The following is a 16,448-nucleotide window of genomic DNA, read 5'->3' as shown; positions in this document are numbered from 1 at the left end:
AACACCTATCGTCAGCTGTTAGAAACCACGTTATAATTGAAATGTTACGAAATGAGAAAAGAAGTTTTAAATTTATAAAGGAGTAACAGTTGAAATGCAGAAAGTCCTTTTCGGTGGAAGTAGTTTAGCGCTATTTTTTGCCAGTGTTTTATGTTTTGTTTTACATGCATTAATCAGAATGACAATTACAGGACTCATTTTCTTTAATGCTGGAGATTTCTTGATTCCACTCGGTTATGGTTTCTTTACATTAAGTATTATCAGCTTTATCGCATTTCTAAATGCAAATGCTCTTGATTCAACGAGATTACGCTGAACACAACTTCTGAGGTAAGACTTCCGTTTGTCTGATGTTAGACATACGGTATACTCTTAACCCTTGATGCTATGCCATTTATCATATACTATTCAATACCGATTATCCTAAGAGGGTAGTCGGTATTTTAATATGCTTTTTGGGAAATAAAAGATTGGGAAATAAAAAAGATGAGTGCTGCATTGGTAGGTGCAGCACTCAAAGTGGTAGGTAAAATATATATTGGAACGAGGTTGGATCATCTTAATTCGTTATTCCAACTACTCGATGATCCCATTTATTTTGTTGCTGGGCCGATTTTTGTTTTTCCGCCCATGAATGGAACTAATGCTTCAGGAATTGTAATTGAACCATCCGCATTTTGGTAGTTCTCTACAATCGCCGCGAATGTACGTCCGACTGCTAAACCACTTCCGTTCAATGTATGAACTAATTCTGGTTTAGAATCTTTATCGCGTTTGAAGCGGATATTTGCACGGCGTGCTTGGAAATCTGTCATGTTAGAGCATGAGCTGATTTCTTTGTAATCTTCATAACTTGGAAGCCAAACTTCTAAGTCATAAGTTTTACTTGAACTGAATCCAAGGTCGCCAGTACAAAGAATTACACGACGATATGGTAGTTCTAGTTCTTCTAAGATAGCTTCTGCGTTGCTTGTTAACTGTTCTAATGCATCCCAAGAATCTTCAGGTTTTTCAAAACGTACCAACTCAACTTTGTCGAATTGGTGCAAGCGAATTAAGCCACGTGTGTCACGTCCGGCTGAACCCGCTTCACTTCTGAAGCAAGCTGACTGTGCAGTGAACTTGCCTGGCAATTGATCTGCAGACAAGACTTCTTCGCGGTAGTAGTTAGTAAGCGGAACCTCTGCTGTCGGAATCATGTACAAGCCTTCTTTTTCCACTTTGAACAAGTCTTCTTCAAATTTAGGTAATTGACCTGTACCATACATAGAGTTTGCATTTACTAATTGAGGTACCATCATTTCAGTATAACCATGTTGTGTTGTGTGCTTAGTAAGCATGTAGTTCATTAATGCACGTTCTAATTGTGCACCTTCATTTGTTAAGAAGACAAAACGCGCACCTGATACGCGAGCAGCACGGTCAAAGTTGGCCATTCCTAATTCTTCTACTAAGTCCCAGTGTGCTTTCGCTTCAAAGTCGAATTGACGAGGCGTACCCCATTTTTTCACTTCGATATTTTCTTCATCAGAATCGCCTTCAGGTACATCATCATTCATAATGTTAGGTATTGTAGATAATCTGTATTTTAATTTTTCATCTACTTTATTTAATTCAGTATCCACTTCTTTAATGTCGTCGCCTAATTTTCTCATTTCAGCAATAACATCATCAGCATTTTCTTTATTACGTTTCTTCTCAGCAATTTCGTCACTGACTTTGTTTCTTTTAGCTTTCATTTCTTCTGCTTTGCCAATTAATTCACGACGTTTATTATCTAATTCTAAAACTTCGTCTACTACTTGCGGATCCATACCACGTAATTTTACTTTTTCTTTTAAGTGATCTGGTTCATTTCTGAATAATTTGATATCTAACATAATGCTGTCATCCTTTCCAATATATCTACCAATTTTTTGAGTAATGTAAATCTATTAAGGAGGCAAAACAATAAAAAAATACCACGCCCCTACAAGGGACGTGGTATTACGTGTTGCCACCCTATTTAACAGTACAAGTTATAAATACTCGGACTGCACTCTCGCTAAAATAACGGTTATTACCGGTTGTTCCTTTAATATGCAGGTAGATTCGTCACAAATATTGATTGCTTATTCACACTCACCATAAGCTCTCTGAAATCAAATATCAGGATTACTTGTCCTGCGAACAATGTCTTATGAACTTAAGTTCACTATAGCAAACGTCATTATATTTTGCAATAAGTATTTTCAACTTTTTCAGAATTCAATAAAAATTCTTGTTATTTAAATTCAATATCTGCATAAGCACTTTGCTGCAAATAGCGCGAAACTTGTGTAATATCTTTGTGGAATTGACGGTCTTGAGTAATCGCTGGCGTAATATTACGTAAGGTTTCATATTTTTCACGTGTTCGTGGAGACAACTTATCGATACCTTTCAACTCTACAGCTTGCAAAGCAATAATTAATTCAATAGCCAATACGCGTCTTGTATTATCTACAATCTGGTAACCATGACGTGAAGCAATTGTTCCCATCGATACGTGGTCTTCTTGATTGGCTGAAGAAGGTATAGAGTCTACACTTGCAGGATGTGCAAGCGTTTTATTTTCAGAAACTAAACTTGCTGCTGCATATTGCATAATCATTGCCCCACTTTGCAATCCTGGTTCCGGACTCAAGAAGGCAGGCAAGTCACCATTTAATTGCGGATTTACCAAACGTTCTAAGCGTCGTTCCGCAATATTACCCAATTCACTTACGGCTACCTTTAAAAAGTCTAAGGCATAAGCGACAGGCTGACCGTGGAAATTGCCTCCTGAGATGACGAGCGTCTCATCGTCTTCATGGAAAATCAGCGGATTGTCATTAGCCGCATTCATTTCACGTTCTAATTGTTTTTTTACAAAGTTCAAGGTTTCGAAGCTGGCACCATGTACTTGAGGAATACAACGCAAAGTATAAGCATCTTGTACACGGATTTCACCTTGTCTAGTAGTTAAATTAGAATCTTCTAACCAATACAACATACGATCTGCCACTGCGCTTTGTTCAGGGAAGTTACGTACGTCATGTACTTCAGGACGGTAGGCATCTGTGATTCCATTCAACGCTTGATGTGTTAAAGCAGCAATCCACTCTGCTTGATAAGCTAAGGCTTCCGCTTCAATCCAGCTGATTACGCCTTGTGCTGTCATAGCTTGTGTACCATTGATTAATGCCAGTCCCTCTTTAGCAGACAATTGTAAAGGTTGACGTCCTAATTCTTCAAGTACCTCGCTACTCTCACGTTCTTCTTGTTGATAATAGACTTTACCTTCGCCGATTAATGCTAAAGCTAGATGGGAAAGAGGTGCTAAATCGCCAGACGCGCCTAATGAACCTTGTTGCGGAATAATCGGGATAATACGTTCATTAATGAAATAAGTCAATTGCTCTACCAAATCAGTCGTTACACCTGAATGTCCTTTTAACATTGTATTTAAACGTAAAATCATCATCACTAGTGAAACATCATGTGAGAAGGGATCGCCTGTCCCGCACGCATGTGAACGAATTAAGTTTACTTGAAGCTGATTATATTGGTCCGGATCAATTAAGACATCACTGAATAAACCGAATCCTGTAGTAATGCCATAGATTGTTTCTTTATTTTTAATAATATCTTCTACAATAGCACGACTCTTCTTAACACGTTCCATCGCCTCAGATGAGATTGAAATCTTATCTTGCTGATGTAAAAAATGCTTTATATCTTCAATTGTGAGCGATGCTCCGTTTAATTCTAATGTCAATTGAAATTACCTGCTACTAAAAACATAATCAAATGTTATTAGAGGATTTCTCTTTTCAATGAGGTTGATTTCGATTGAAATCAGATCTATAAACCTCTCCCAGAGCGTTACTTCCGATGTAGCCCACCGTAGTTTGAAACTTTATCCATACATTTAAATTGTGTGATAACCTTTTAGTAGTTTTCCTTTCTTTATTTTATTACACTATCACGGTGTAATCTGTTGCTTGTTTCAAATTAACACTGGCATTAGTGTCTCTATCCTTTATCATTCCGCAATGATTACAATGATACGTTCTTTGATTCAATGGCATAGGTTGTATGTGACCGCAATCAGAACATATTTGACTGGATGGATAAAATCTGTCGACTTGGCGTAATTCGATGCCGTAATCTCGACATTTGATTTTCAACCATTCAACCATGTAACCGAGTCCAATCTGTTGAAAACTATTGGCCAATCTTTTGTTTCTCATCATGCCTTTGATGTTCAAATTTTCAATCGTAATAAATTGCGGATTGGTGCGAACAATAGAAAGTATGCCTTTGCGTTTGATATCTTTTTTAATATTTTTAATACGTCGGTATAATCTTTGTACTTTCAACAACTGTTTATACCAATTATGAGAACCTTTTTTCTTTCTGGATAATTTTCGCTGCTGTCGTTTTAAAGATTTATCAAGTTTGATGATAGTTTGATTTGTTTTGAAGCTTTTAATTCTTACACCGGAGGGTGTGGATACAGCTTCTTTCAATCCTAAATCAATACCGATTCCGTCTGTCTGTTTCGGTTTGAAAATAGGGGAAGACGGTTGATCAACTAAAACCGACACATAATATCTGTCATATTCTTTAACAATGGTGGCAGATTTTATACTATTTGTTGGAATGTAACCTCTTTCTTTTAATTTAATCCATCCCAACTTCGGCAATTGGATTCGATGCCGTTGTACATGAATGGTACCGATCAAATAATAACTTCCAATGCTTGATTTCTTTTTGAACTTCGGATAACCTTTTTGTTTTTTGAAAAATGTCTGATAAGCACGATGTGCATTCATAATGGATTGTTTGACAGCTTTGCTGGCACTTTGTTTAACCCAATGTTTATCCGGATGACTTGGAAGATATACATTGTTCATCCATTTGCTGAAGGCAAAACCGTTCATGTATGATTGTCCCGTTGTATAGAAATTTTGATTAGTCTCGATAAATTTGTTGTAAATCCAACGGCATGTGCCGATGGTTCGATTGATGGTCTGACGTTGTTCAAAAGAAGGATTGATTTCGGTTTTATACGCTCTCAGCATATTCTGCCACCCTCTTTTTTAAATTGACCAAAACCATAGATACAACCGCTAAAAGCAAGGATAGTTACGATGATGTGTTAAAATTCTCATTTTATTTTTCAGTGCATCAGGTTGCGATGGGTTGGAAATAGCACTCCCTAATTTTTCAATTATTTCTTTAGACTTATTCATCATTGTCACCTCATTTCAATTATAACTATATTCAGAGATATTTACCGCCTTTTAATTACATTTTTAGTAACTGTACTGTTTCTCCTCAGTAAAATAAATGGTTACAATTATCACAAGTATACGCTTACATTCAGAGAGCGACAATAGATTTCAGCAAAGCCGTAGCGTGTTAATACGTCACTAATTTAACAAGCTAAAATCTTTTATCTCCTTAAGTTGAGTTAAAGTTTGTTAATAATTGCCTCAAATCTGTATGGATTTTGTAAATATTAAGATATAAAAATCCTATGATGATACACTCCAAGTGAATTAGAAAATAAAGGAGTGTAATCAATTGAGAAAGTCTAAATTTGTTGTGTCATCTTTAATTGCATCTTCATTACTTATGGGAACAGCCACTACAGCTTTGAATTCAGCAGAAGCGGCAGAGGATAATGAAAAGGTAGACATTCACTTAGCCACACCTGCTGAATGGCAGACCCAGCATGATAAACTTTTAGAATCTAGATTAAGCGGTTCTAATCTAGGTGAAGGCGGCGGCATAGGTTCTATTAACAGCTACCAAAATTCTTATCGTGAGTATGTGGAAAGTTCAATTAATGCAGCAGAAAATCAGACTGCATATGGGGACGTCATCGTTCCTAAAGAGGGACAAGACTATTTAAACGCTCATGGTGCTCCTGTAGAAAATCATCAACAACCTAGACAAAATATTGAACCGCTTCCTGACACAGGAAAAGATAGTGCAGATACGACTACTATGACTATCGTTGCAGGTCTCTTCATTGCATTCGGTACAATCATTACGCTTAGAAAGCATTTTAAATAAGCAAGTGTATTTTTTGAGCCAAAGTCTTTCTCAGGCTTTGGTCTTTTTTATATTCAAGACTATTCGTAATACATTTCACACATAGTGATGTCGTTAATAAAGTATTAATATTTACTATAAATTTTAGTGTTGACTTCCTGAATGGACAGGTATAATATGAGTTATTGCATTAAGAAAAAGTGTATTAAAGACGTTTAAAGGGAGGTTAGGACTTTCATATTATTTCTGTCCTGCGTCCTTAATTTTTTATAATTTTATTCAAAGCATAATAAAGACAATTTAAACAACAAGACATATAGCAGTGTCTCTATTGCTTATTCAACTATTTTAAAGAAATATGGAGGGATTGTGGTGGAAGTTTTAAATAACGTATCTATTCCAAAAAGAAAAGATGATACGCATAAAGGTGATTATGGCAAGATTCTTTTAATTGGAGGAAATGCGAATTTAGGCGGTGCGATTATGATGGCAGCACGTGCTTGTGTTTACAGCGGCAGCGGTCTCATTACAGTAGCAACGCATCCGACTAATCATGCTGCTATCCATTCACGTTGTCCTGAGGCAATGGTGATAGACATTAACGACACTAAACAATTAACAAAAATGGTCGAAATGACTGACAGTATTTTAATCGGTCCCGGTCTCGGTAAAGACTTTAAGGGTAACAATGCAATGACAATATTACTTCAAAATATTCAACCGCATCAGAATTTGATTATTGATGGGGATGCCATTTCTATTATCAGCAAATTGAAATTGGATATTCCGAAATGTCATCGCATTGTTTATACACCACATCAAATGGAATGGGAACGATTAAGCGGTATTCCTATTGATGAACAAACAGAAGAGCGTAACCGTGAAGCAGTGGATAATATGGGTGGCGTAGTCGTATTGAAAAAACACGGTACTGAAATCTATTTGAAAGATAAAACGTATAAATTAGATATTGGTACACCTGCAATGGCTACAGGCGGCATGGGTGATACACTTGCTGGTATCATTACAAGTTTTGTCGGTCAATTTGATGATTTCGATTATGCTGTCACAACAGCCACATATGTGCATAGTTATATTGGTGAATGCTTATCTAAAGATATGTATGTCGTACCACCATCCAATTTAATTGTAGAAATTCCTTATGCGATGAAACGTTTAGAAGAAGGAAATAACGAAGAAGCATAAAAAATAAGCTTTCTGCTTACTGATGAGATTCAGTAGTGCAGAAAGCTTTTTTAATTAGTTCTTATTCTTCGTCATCTTCATGATCCACGCTTTCAATATCTTCATTCACGCGATCCATAAAGTCTTGTCTTAATTCTTCTTTTTCGCCATCTTCATCGACTGTTTCATCGACTTCAGTATGGATAGTTTGACCATCATCATCAGTTTCCACAACATGTTCTTCGACTGAAACTGTTGCTTCTCCTTCACCTGGTACCACTTCGCTGTCAGATGTTCCTTCTAATTCGTCTTCAGGGTCTTCTTGTACTTTAGCCACAGTAGAAACGAATTGGTCATCTCCTAAGCGGATAAGACGGACACCTTGAGCAGAACGTCCATTTTGGGAAATATCGCTGACATCAATTCGAATGATAACGCCTTGATTAGTTACAATCATAAGGTCTTCGCTGCCAGTTACTGTAGTGATACAAACAATATCTCCATTTTTCTCAGTAATCGTTGCAGTTTTAATACCTTTACCGCCACGATTTGAAATACGGTACTCATCAAGAGGTGTACGTTTACCGTAGCCATTTTCAGTTACTACTAAGACTTCATCCTCACTATCTTCTGTCGCAACTGCAAGGCCGACGAGTTCATCGCCTTCACGTAATGTAATACCTTTTACACCTGCTGCTGTACGGCCTAATGGACGTAATTTAGATTCTTTGAAGCGTATTAATGAAGCATGTGATGTTCCAAGTAAGACGTCCTTAGTACCATCTGTAAGACGTACCGCTACGAGCTCATCTTCTTCACGGAAGTTAATCGCAATTTTACCATTACGGTTAATGTGTGAGAAATTGCTGAGTGATGAGCGTTTAACGATACCGTTTTTAGTAGCGAATACTAAGTAAGCATCTTCTTTTTCAAGGTCATTTACCGCAATCATCGTACTGATGGATTCATCATTTTCTAATTCGATTGCGTTAATAACCGGAATACCTTTAGACTGACGGGAGAGTTCCGGCACCTCATAACCTTTCAATTTATAAACGCGTCCTTTATTTGTAAAGAATAACACGTTGTCGTGGGTACTCATTGTCACGATTTGGCTGACAAAGTCTTCTTCTAAAGTATTCATACCTTGTACGCCGCGACCGCCTCTGTTTTGTGCACGATAAGTTGAAACCGGAAGACGTTTAATATAGTTATTGTGACTTAATGTAATAACAATTTGTTCTTCTGGAATTAAGTCTTCATCTTCGATTGTATCTAAGCCGCCAAGTTGAATTTCTGAGCGACGTTCATCACCGAAGCGATCTCTGACTTCAGTCAATTCTTCACGCACAAGTTCTAATAATTTTTCATCGTTCGCTAAAATGGCTCTTAATTCTTCGATATAAGCGACTAAGTCATTGTATTCTGATTCGATTTTGTCCCGTTCTAAGCCTGTCAAACGTCTTAAACGCATGTCTAATATTGCTTGAGCTTGGCGTTCAGATAATTTGAAACGACTTTGCAAGCGTTCCATTGCTTCTTTATCTGTTTCTGAATCACGAATCGTCGTAATGATTTCATCAATGTGGTCTAATGCGATTCTTAAACCTTCTAAGATATGTGCACGGTCTTCTGCTTTTTTCAAATTATATTCAGTACGTCTGCGCACTACTACTTTTTGGTGTTCTAAATACTCAACCAATGCTTCTTTTAAGTTGATTAGTTTTGGTCTGCCGTTGATCAAGGCAATCATGTTTACACCGAATGATGTTTGAAGTGGTGTCAATTTGTATAAATTATTAAGAATAACGCTGGCATTTGCATCTTTACGAATATCAATGACCACGCGTACGCCTGTACGTAAACTTGTTTCATCACGCAAGTCTGTAATGCCGTCTACTTTTTTATCGCGCGCTAATTCAGCAATTTTTTCAATCATTCGTGCTTTATTAACTTGGAATGGAATTTCAGAAACTACGATACGTTGACGGCCGCCGCCACGTTCTTCGATTTCAGCACGTGCACGCATTTGAATAGAGCCACGACCAGTTTCATAAGCACGGCGGATACCACTTTTTCCTAAAATTAATCCAGCTGTAGGGAAGTCAGGACCTTGAATATCTTCCATCAACTCATTGATAGTAATATCTGGGTTATGACTTAAGCTTAATACACCGTTAATGACTTCTGTCATATTATGCGGCGGAATATTGGTTGCCATACCTACGGCGATACCAGATGCTCCGTTAACAAGCAGGTTAGGGAAACGAGCAGGTAAGACTGCCGGCTCTCTTTCTGTACCATCATAGTTATCGATGAAATCAATCGTATCTTTGTTGATATCACGCAGTAATTCTGTTGCAAGCTTCGTCATTCTTGCTTCTGTATAACGCATTGCGGCAGCGCCGTCGCCATCCATAGAACCAAAGTTCCCTTGTCCATCAACAAGAGGGTAACGATAGCTGAAATCCTGTGCCATACGTACCATCGCTTCATAGATAGAAGAGTCGCCGTGAGGGTGATATTTACCCATTACATCCCCAACGATACGTGCAGATTTCTTATACGGTTTATCAGGCGTCATTCCTTGTTCATTCAACCCGTACAAAATACGACGATGTACTGGTTTCAAACCATCTCTGACGTCAGGCAAAGCACGAGATACGATAACGCTCATCGCGTAATCTAAGAACGATTCACGCATCTCGCTACTAATATTTCGTTCTACTATTCTTGATTCAGGAAATTCAGCCATCAAGAACTCCTCCTTAAGTTATTAATTCCTATGCTGTATGCCATATTAGAAATCCAAGTTGGCATATACAGCATTATCTTCGATGAATTGTCTGCGATTTTCTACCACATCGCCCATCAGCATTTCAAACGTTGTATCCGCTTCAATCGCATCCTCCAATGTTACTTGAAGCATTGAACGGTGTTCAGGATTCATAGTTGTTTCCCATAATTGGTCAGCATCCATTTCACCTAAACCTTTATAACGTGAAATTGACCATTTCGGCGTTGGTTTCAATTCAGATTTTAATTTATCTAATTCTCTTTCGTTGAAGACATAATACTTCTGTTTGCCTTGTGTTAATTTGAACAATGGTGGCTGTGCAATATATACATAGCCCGCTTCAATTAACGGTCTCATGAAACGATAGAAGAAAGTTAACAGCAATGTTCTGATATGGGCACCGTCGACATCAGCATCTGTCATAATGACAATCTTATGATAACGGGCTTTAGAAATATCAAATTCTCCGCCGATTCCTGTACCGAAAGCGGTAATCATTGAACGGATTTCATTGTTATTCAAGATTCTGTCTAAGCGTGATTTTTCAACGTTCAAGATTTTGCCTCGTAATGGCAAGATGGCTTGCGTTCTTGAGTCACGACCGAGTTTTGTAGACCCCCCGGCAGAGTCACCTTCGACTAAGAAGATCTCACTTTCATCAGGATTTTTACTAGAGCAGTCTGCTAATTTACCAGGTAAACTAGAAACTTCTAGAGCAGATTTTCGGCGTGTAACTTCACGAGCTTTTTTAGCAGCAATACGTGCACGAGAAGCCATTACACCTTTTTCAATAATGATACGTGCCACTTGAGGATGTTCATACAAGAAACGTTCCATATCTTCTGCAAAAAGTCTGTCTACAATTTGACGTACTTCAGAGTTGCCAAGTTTAGTCTTAGTTTGACCCTCGAATTGTGGATCTTCATGCTTGATAGAAACGATAGCAGTCAATCCTTCACGTGTATCTTCACCAGATAAACGATCTTTGTCCTCTTTAATCAGACCTGATTTAGTGCCGTAACTGTTCAAAACACGTGTTAAAGCACGTTTAAAGCCATCTTCATGAGTACCGCCTTCGTAAGTATGAATGTTATTCGCATAAGATAATAAATTAGTAGTGAAGCCGCTGTTATATTGAATAGCAATTTCAACTTCTACATCATCTTTACGGTCATGTAAATAAACAGGTTCATCAAAGAGTGGTTCTTTATTTTCATTCAATAATTCAACGTAAGATTTAATTCCGCCTTCATAGTGATAAGAATCTTCGCGAATATTATCTTCGTCGCGTTCATCACGTAGAGTGATTTGAATTCCTTTATTTAAGAAAGCCAGTTCTCTAATACGTTTTTGCAATATTTCATATTGATAAGTCGTAGTTTCCGTAAAAATTTCAGGATCAGCTTTAAAACGGATTTCTGTACCGTTATGTTCTGTTTCTCCGATGACTTTCAAGTCATATTGCGGAATACCACGTTTATAAGCTTGGTTATAAATTTTATTATTGCGGTGTACGTAAACTTCTAAGTCTTCTGAAAGTGCGTTTACAACAGATGAACCTACACCGTGCAGTCCGCCTGAAACTTTATAACCGCCGCCGCCGAATTTACCGCCGGCATGTAACACAGTTAAGATAACTTCAACTGCTGGGCGTCCCATTTTTTCTTGAATATCAACAGGAATTCCACGTCCGTTATCTGTTACTCGAATCCAGTTATCCTTTTCGATAATGACTTCGATTTTATCAGCATAGCCAGCTAATGCTTCGTCAATACTATTGTCTACAATTTCCCAAACTAAATGGTGCAGACCTCTTTCTGAAGTTGAACCAATATACATACCAGGTCGCTTACGAACCGCTTCAAGTCCTTCTAAAACTTGAATTTGTCCAGCGCCATAATTTTCCGTGTTGTTCACATCTGACAATGCTTCCACCTTCACTTTCTATTACTTGATAATTTCACCTTGATTGATTCGGTAAAGTTTAGCGTGTTTCATTATTTCATGGTCAATCCCTTCGACAGATGTGGTTGTCACAAATGTCTGCACCTTATCTTGAATGGTACTCAACAGGTGAGTTTGACGGGAGTCGTCTAATTCACTTAATACGTCATCCAATAATAAGATCGGGTATTCACCCACTTCGATATTAATCAATTCGATTTCAGCTAACTTGATAGATAATGCAGTTGTACGTTGCTGACCTTGGGATCCGTAAGTTTGTGCATCCATACCGTTAACCTTAAAACCTAAATCGTCACGGTGGGGACCGTACAAAGCCACACCGCGTTCTATTTCGCGTTCCATATTGTCTTGTAAAAGCTGTTGTATCTCTTCATAAAGCTTTGCTTCATCCGTTTCTGCTGAAAGTTTCAAACTTGGTCGATAGTCCAAATCTAAAGTTTCACGTTCATCAGTGATACTGGAATGAATCGGCTTAGCGAGTGTTTCTAATTCATTGATGAAGTGTGCACGCTTCAACGTAATTTTCAATGCATACTCTGCAAATTGCTGATTTAAGACTTCTAGCATTGTACGATCTGTCTTTTGATTCATCTGCATCTGCTTTAAATAATTATTTTTTTGCTTCAAAATACGCTGATATTGCGACAAGTCGTTTAAATAGACTGCTGAAATCTGCCCCAGTTCCATATCAATAAAACGTCTACGCACTTGCGGGGAACCCTTTACGATATTTAAGTCCTCTGGGGCAAAAAGAACAACATTCAAGTGTCCGACATACTGAGTCAGACGATGTTGTTCTAAGTGATTCACTTTAACCTTCTTGCCTTTTTTAGTTATAAACATCGTTAAAGGCATTTTCCCATGTCTATAACTCAGCTCACCTTCTATTTTAGCATATTCAGCATTAAAACGTATGAGCTCTTTGTCGTTTGAAGTACGATGACTTTTAGCAAGAGCAAGCGTGTAAATTGATTCTAATAAGTTGGTCTTTCCTTGTGCATTTTCGCCGATTAGAATATTGACATCAGGATGGCAATCCAGCACAACTTCTTCATAATTTCTATAATTTTCAAGCTGGAGTGAAGTTAGTTTCATTGGTCACCTTGTTGAGCAATTACAAACGAACCAACTTCCGGAATATCAATTTGATCGCCTTCTTCTAGTTTTTTGCCGCGACGTGTTTCGCGTTCACCATTCAGATACACATCAAATTCTTTTAAGAACCATTTTGCTTGTCCGCCAGATTCAATAATTCCTTCAGTTTTTAAAAATTGTCCTAAAGTAATTTCACCTTCAACCATGATTTTTTCAACCAATTTACTCACTCCATTTCTTTATAAGGTCATTAATATATTATACCTTTTTTTGTCGCAAATTTCATGTATTAGAGGCTAGTTTCTAGGCAGTTTTGCTTATATTATTCAACTTTTTATAGAAAATGTAGAATTTATAGGGCTCTGCGTTATATTTTGCATTTTAAAAGCCGTCAGCGTTTTTTAATTTAAAGACGATTATTTTATCCAATAAATAAAACAAGAACGTTCTGTGAAGTCTGAGACACTTTAAAATTGATTTCTGAGTAAAATTTGAAAATGATTCAGGTGAAATTAAAATAAGCGGAAACCCAAAGAGGATTTCCGCTTATTTTTTAATGGTGTCACCTTTTATTTTTACGAATTTAGTAAGTTCTGATTGGAAGAATTAATTGCACGACTGAATCGTCATCTTTTGGTTTTAAAGTGAAAGGTTTCATTGTTCCGAAGAACTCTACATCAACTTCATCACTATCGATTGCTTTAAGTGCGTCCATCATGTATTTAGAGTTGAAAGAGATTTTCAAGTTACTACCTTCAACTTCATTTGCATTAACTTCTTCTTTTACAGTACCGATTTCAGGAGAAGTAGAAGAAAGTTCGACTTCTTCATTGCCAGTGCTTAATTTAATTACGTTATTGCCGCCTTCACGTGCAAGTAAAGAAGCACGATCAATCGCGTGATAGAAATCACTATTGCTCATTTCGATTTTTGTTTCGTAGTTCTCAGGGAACAAGCGTGAAGTATCTGGATAATGTCCTTCAAGCAGACGTGATATGAAATTAATATGGCCAACTTTGAATAATACTTGGTTAGATGCAAAGAAAATATTAATGTCATCTTCTGAATCAGAAACGATTTTATTCAGCTCAGCTAATGCTTTACCAGGAATGATGACATTTTTATTTTCAATATCCTCATCTTCTAATTTTAATTTTCTCACAGCTAAGCGATGTGAATCTGTAGCAGTGCATATTAATTCATTATCTTGAATCAACCAGTTCACACCAGTTAAAACTGGCCGTGTTTCTGAGGTGGACACAGCAAAATTAGTTTGTGCAATGACGTTTTTCAAGACTTTGATTGGTAATTGAATTGCGTCATCTTGAGAAACTTGCGGTAATAATGGATATTGATCTGGATCTAAGCCGCTTAAATTAAATTCTGAATGTCCTGAAGTAATTAAAGTTTGGAATTGTGCATTTGTTGAAAGTTTAACATCTTTTCCTGGTAATTTTTTAATAATGTCTACAAAGAAACGACCAGGAAGTACTACTGAACCTGTTTCTGAAATAGTGACAATCTCTTCGCCATCTACTTGTTTAGGTATTGAAATTTCAATTGAGATTTCTGAATCTGATCCTGTAAGAACAATGCCATCTTCTTTAGCGTCAATTTTAATACCTGTCAAAATCGGTAAAGTTGTTCTAGGTGAAATGGCTTTTAATGTGTCGTTTAATTGGTTTATGAAATAGTCTCTTTGAATCGTGAATTCCATCATGATTTATTAAACTCCTTCCAGTCGTTTATAAATTAATTATATAGGTTTTAAAATCGTAGTAATAGTAGTAGGGGCTGTGGATTAGTGGATAACTCAAGAAAACCTTGATGTGCTAAGTTATACACATGTGGATAAACTGTGTATGGTGTGTATAACTTTTTCACATTATCCCCAATTCGTTTTTCAGTATCTGTAATATAACAGTTTTACATTTCCATTCCATTTTACCCGATTTTCTTAGTAAATCATTCTTAATGTTTACTGATTTCGAATTTCTTTTTCTAAATTTTCCACTTCTTGTTTAAAAATAGGGTCTTCCGACATATCTGTTTGAATCTTCATATGTGCATGAATAACAGTGGTGTGATCGCGACCACCGAATTCTTCTCCGATTTTCGGGAGTGAAAAATCAGTTAACTCTCGAGAGAGATACATTGCAATTTGTCTTGGATAAGCAATTGATTTAGTACGTTTTTTAGCAGCAAAGTCTTCAAGTCGCACATTATAGTATTGACCTACCACTTTTTGAATATCTTGAATAGTTATTTTTTTAGATTTTGGAGTTTGGATAATATCTTTCAATGCTTCAGCAGTCAACTCGGTTGTAATCGATTCATTTTGCAATCTTGAATAGGCGATAACACGAGTAAGTGCACCTTCTAATTCACGAATGTTGGATTGAATTTGGTTGGCGATATAAGTGAGTGATTCGAGTGGAATATCCACATCTTCTTCTTCTAATTTCTTTTGAAGAATTGCCATTCTTGTTTCGTAATCCGGCGGCGTAATATCTACAATTAAACCCCATTCAAAGCGTGAACGCAGGCGGTCTTCCAATTTTGCAATTTCTTTAGGCGGGCGATCACTGGAAATCACAATTTGTTTTCCGGTTTGATGTAAATCATTAAAGGTATGGAAAAATTCTTCTTGTGTTTGTTCTTTGTTTTGGATGAATTGAATATCATCAATGAGCAGCACATCGATGTTACGATATTTTTCACGGAACTGTTCTGTTTCATTGTCACGAATAGATTTAATGAATTCATTCGTGAATTTCTCACTTGATGTATAAATGACTTTGGCATCATGATTATTTTCTAAAACATAATGACCGATCGCATGCATCAAATGGGTTTTTCCCAAACCAACGCCTCCATAAATAAAAAGTGGATTGTAGGCTTTGGCCGGAGCTTCGGCTACTGCCAGACTTGCAGCATGCGGGAAGCGGTTGCCAGGACCGATGACAAAAGTTTCGAACGTATTATGTACATTGAATTGGTCTTCGCTGGTGTTTTGAAGCGGTTGTACATCGGGTTTAGATTCATTTTTTGCTTTAGCAGAATCTTTAAGTTGTTTGTCAGAAGTTAAATCTTCTTCAATTACAAAATTAGGCATCAATTTAGTTCCGATGGCTTTTTCGAATAAATCTGCCACGATATCTGTATATTGCTTTTTCAGAAAATCTTGAACAAAATTTGATTCAACTAAAATAATTGCTGTATTTTCTTGAATATCAATCAATTCTGTTTTCGGAGGATCGAACCAAGTATTATAGCTGATCGCGGTCAATTCATTTTTTGCCAATTCCAGAACTTTGTCCCAAATTTCTTTTTTTGACAT

At 37.0% G+C, this 16,448-nt stretch carries 12 protein-coding genes and 1 other annotated feature; of the genes, 3 read left to right on the top strand and 9 right to left on the bottom strand.

The genetic code is table 11. From position 1 onward, the window contains the following. Window positions 1–94 precede the first annotated feature (94 nt). Window positions 95–316, top strand: coding sequence for a hypothetical protein (locus tag CKV71_RS00060; RefSeq protein ID WP_095102382.1), 222 nt, complete (start codon window positions 95–97; stop codon window positions 314–316). 277 nt (window positions 317–593) lie between these two features. Here CKV71_RS00060 and serS read toward each other — a convergent pair whose 3' ends face one another. From serS to CKV71_RS00045, 3 genes are all read right to left on the bottom strand, one after another. Then, entirely contained in the window at window positions 594–1,880 is a 1,287-nt protein-coding gene (gene serS / locus CKV71_RS00055) for a serine--tRNA ligase (RefSeq protein ID WP_095102379.1), read from the bottom strand. A gap of 91 nt (window positions 1,881–1,971) precedes the next feature. Beyond that, window positions 1,972–2,178: a binding site (T-box leader), on the bottom strand. 85 nt (window positions 2,179–2,263) lie between these two features. Continuing rightward, window positions 2,264–3,778 (bottom strand): histidine ammonia-lyase, encoded by a 1,515-nt coding sequence (gene hutH, locus CKV71_RS00050; RefSeq protein WP_095102376.1) that lies wholly within the window; start codon window positions 3,776–3,778, stop codon window positions 2,264–2,266. A 199-nt stretch (window positions 3,779–3,977) separates the two neighbouring features. Beyond that, window positions 3,978–5,087: an RNA-guided endonuclease InsQ/TnpB family protein gene (locus CKV71_RS00045; RefSeq protein ID WP_095102373.1), complete on the bottom strand. Its 1,110-nt coding sequence runs from the start codon at window positions 5,085–5,087 to the stop codon at window positions 3,978–3,980. Between the two features lie 505 nt (window positions 5,088–5,592). Between CKV71_RS00045 and CKV71_RS00040 the strand changes: the two genes are divergently transcribed. Together CKV71_RS00040 and CKV71_RS00035 are read left to right on the top strand one after the other, a co-directional pair. Next, entirely contained in the window at window positions 5,593–6,087 is a 495-nt protein-coding gene (locus CKV71_RS00040) for a hypothetical protein (RefSeq protein WP_095102370.1), read from the top strand. A gap of 351 nt (window positions 6,088–6,438) precedes the next feature. Beyond that, complete coding sequence (locus tag CKV71_RS00035) at window positions 6,439–7,272, top strand: NAD(P)H-hydrate dehydratase (RefSeq protein WP_095102367.1); 834 nt, start codon at window positions 6,439–6,441, stop codon at window positions 7,270–7,272. A gap of 61 nt (window positions 7,273–7,333) precedes the next feature. On the opposite strand, the gene gyrA is transcribed toward CKV71_RS00035, so the two are convergent. The 6 genes from gyrA to dnaA form a co-directional block, all read right to left on the bottom strand. Then, a complete protein-coding gene (gene gyrA, locus CKV71_RS00030; RefSeq protein ID WP_095102364.1) occupies window positions 7,334–10,006 on the bottom strand; it encodes a DNA gyrase subunit A in 2,673 nt (890 codons plus the stop codon). A gap of 45 nt (window positions 10,007–10,051) precedes the next feature. After that, window positions 10,052–11,983, bottom strand: coding sequence for a DNA topoisomerase (ATP-hydrolyzing) subunit B (gene gyrB / locus CKV71_RS00025; protein WP_186824461.1), 1,932 nt, complete (start codon window positions 11,981–11,983; stop codon window positions 10,052–10,054). A 12-nt stretch (window positions 11,984–11,995) separates the two neighbouring features. Then, the gene (gene recF, locus CKV71_RS00020; RefSeq protein WP_095102359.1) at window positions 11,996–13,108 is read right to left on the bottom strand and encodes a DNA replication/repair protein RecF; all 1,113 of its coding nucleotides are present in this window, start codon (window positions 13,106–13,108) and stop codon (window positions 11,996–11,998) included. Further along, on the bottom strand, window positions 13,105–13,314 hold the full coding sequence (gene yaaA / locus CKV71_RS00015) for a S4 domain-containing protein YaaA (protein WP_371685364.1): 210 nt from the start codon (window positions 13,312–13,314) through the stop codon (window positions 13,105–13,107). The genes recF and yaaA overlap by 4 nt, the downstream gene beginning before the upstream one ends. 377 nt (window positions 13,315–13,691) lie before the next feature. Then, entirely contained in the window at window positions 13,692–14,828 is a 1,137-nt protein-coding gene (gene dnaN, locus CKV71_RS00010) for a DNA polymerase III subunit beta (RefSeq protein WP_095102357.1), read from the bottom strand. Window positions 14,829–15,086: 258 nt separating this feature from the next. Then, the gene (gene dnaA, locus CKV71_RS00005) at window positions 15,087–16,448 is read right to left on the bottom strand and encodes a chromosomal replication initiator protein DnaA (RefSeq protein ID WP_095102355.1); all 1,362 of its coding nucleotides are present in this window, start codon (window positions 16,446–16,448) and stop codon (window positions 15,087–15,089) included.

The sequence above is a fragment of the Staphylococcus piscifermentans genome (genome assembly GCF_900186985.1).
In the GTDB taxonomy this organism is placed as follows: Bacteria; Bacillota; Bacilli; order Staphylococcales; family Staphylococcaceae; genus Staphylococcus; species Staphylococcus piscifermentans.
The sequence above is the reverse complement of the archived record's forward strand: the minus strand, read 5'-3'. Positions and strand labels throughout refer to the sequence as shown.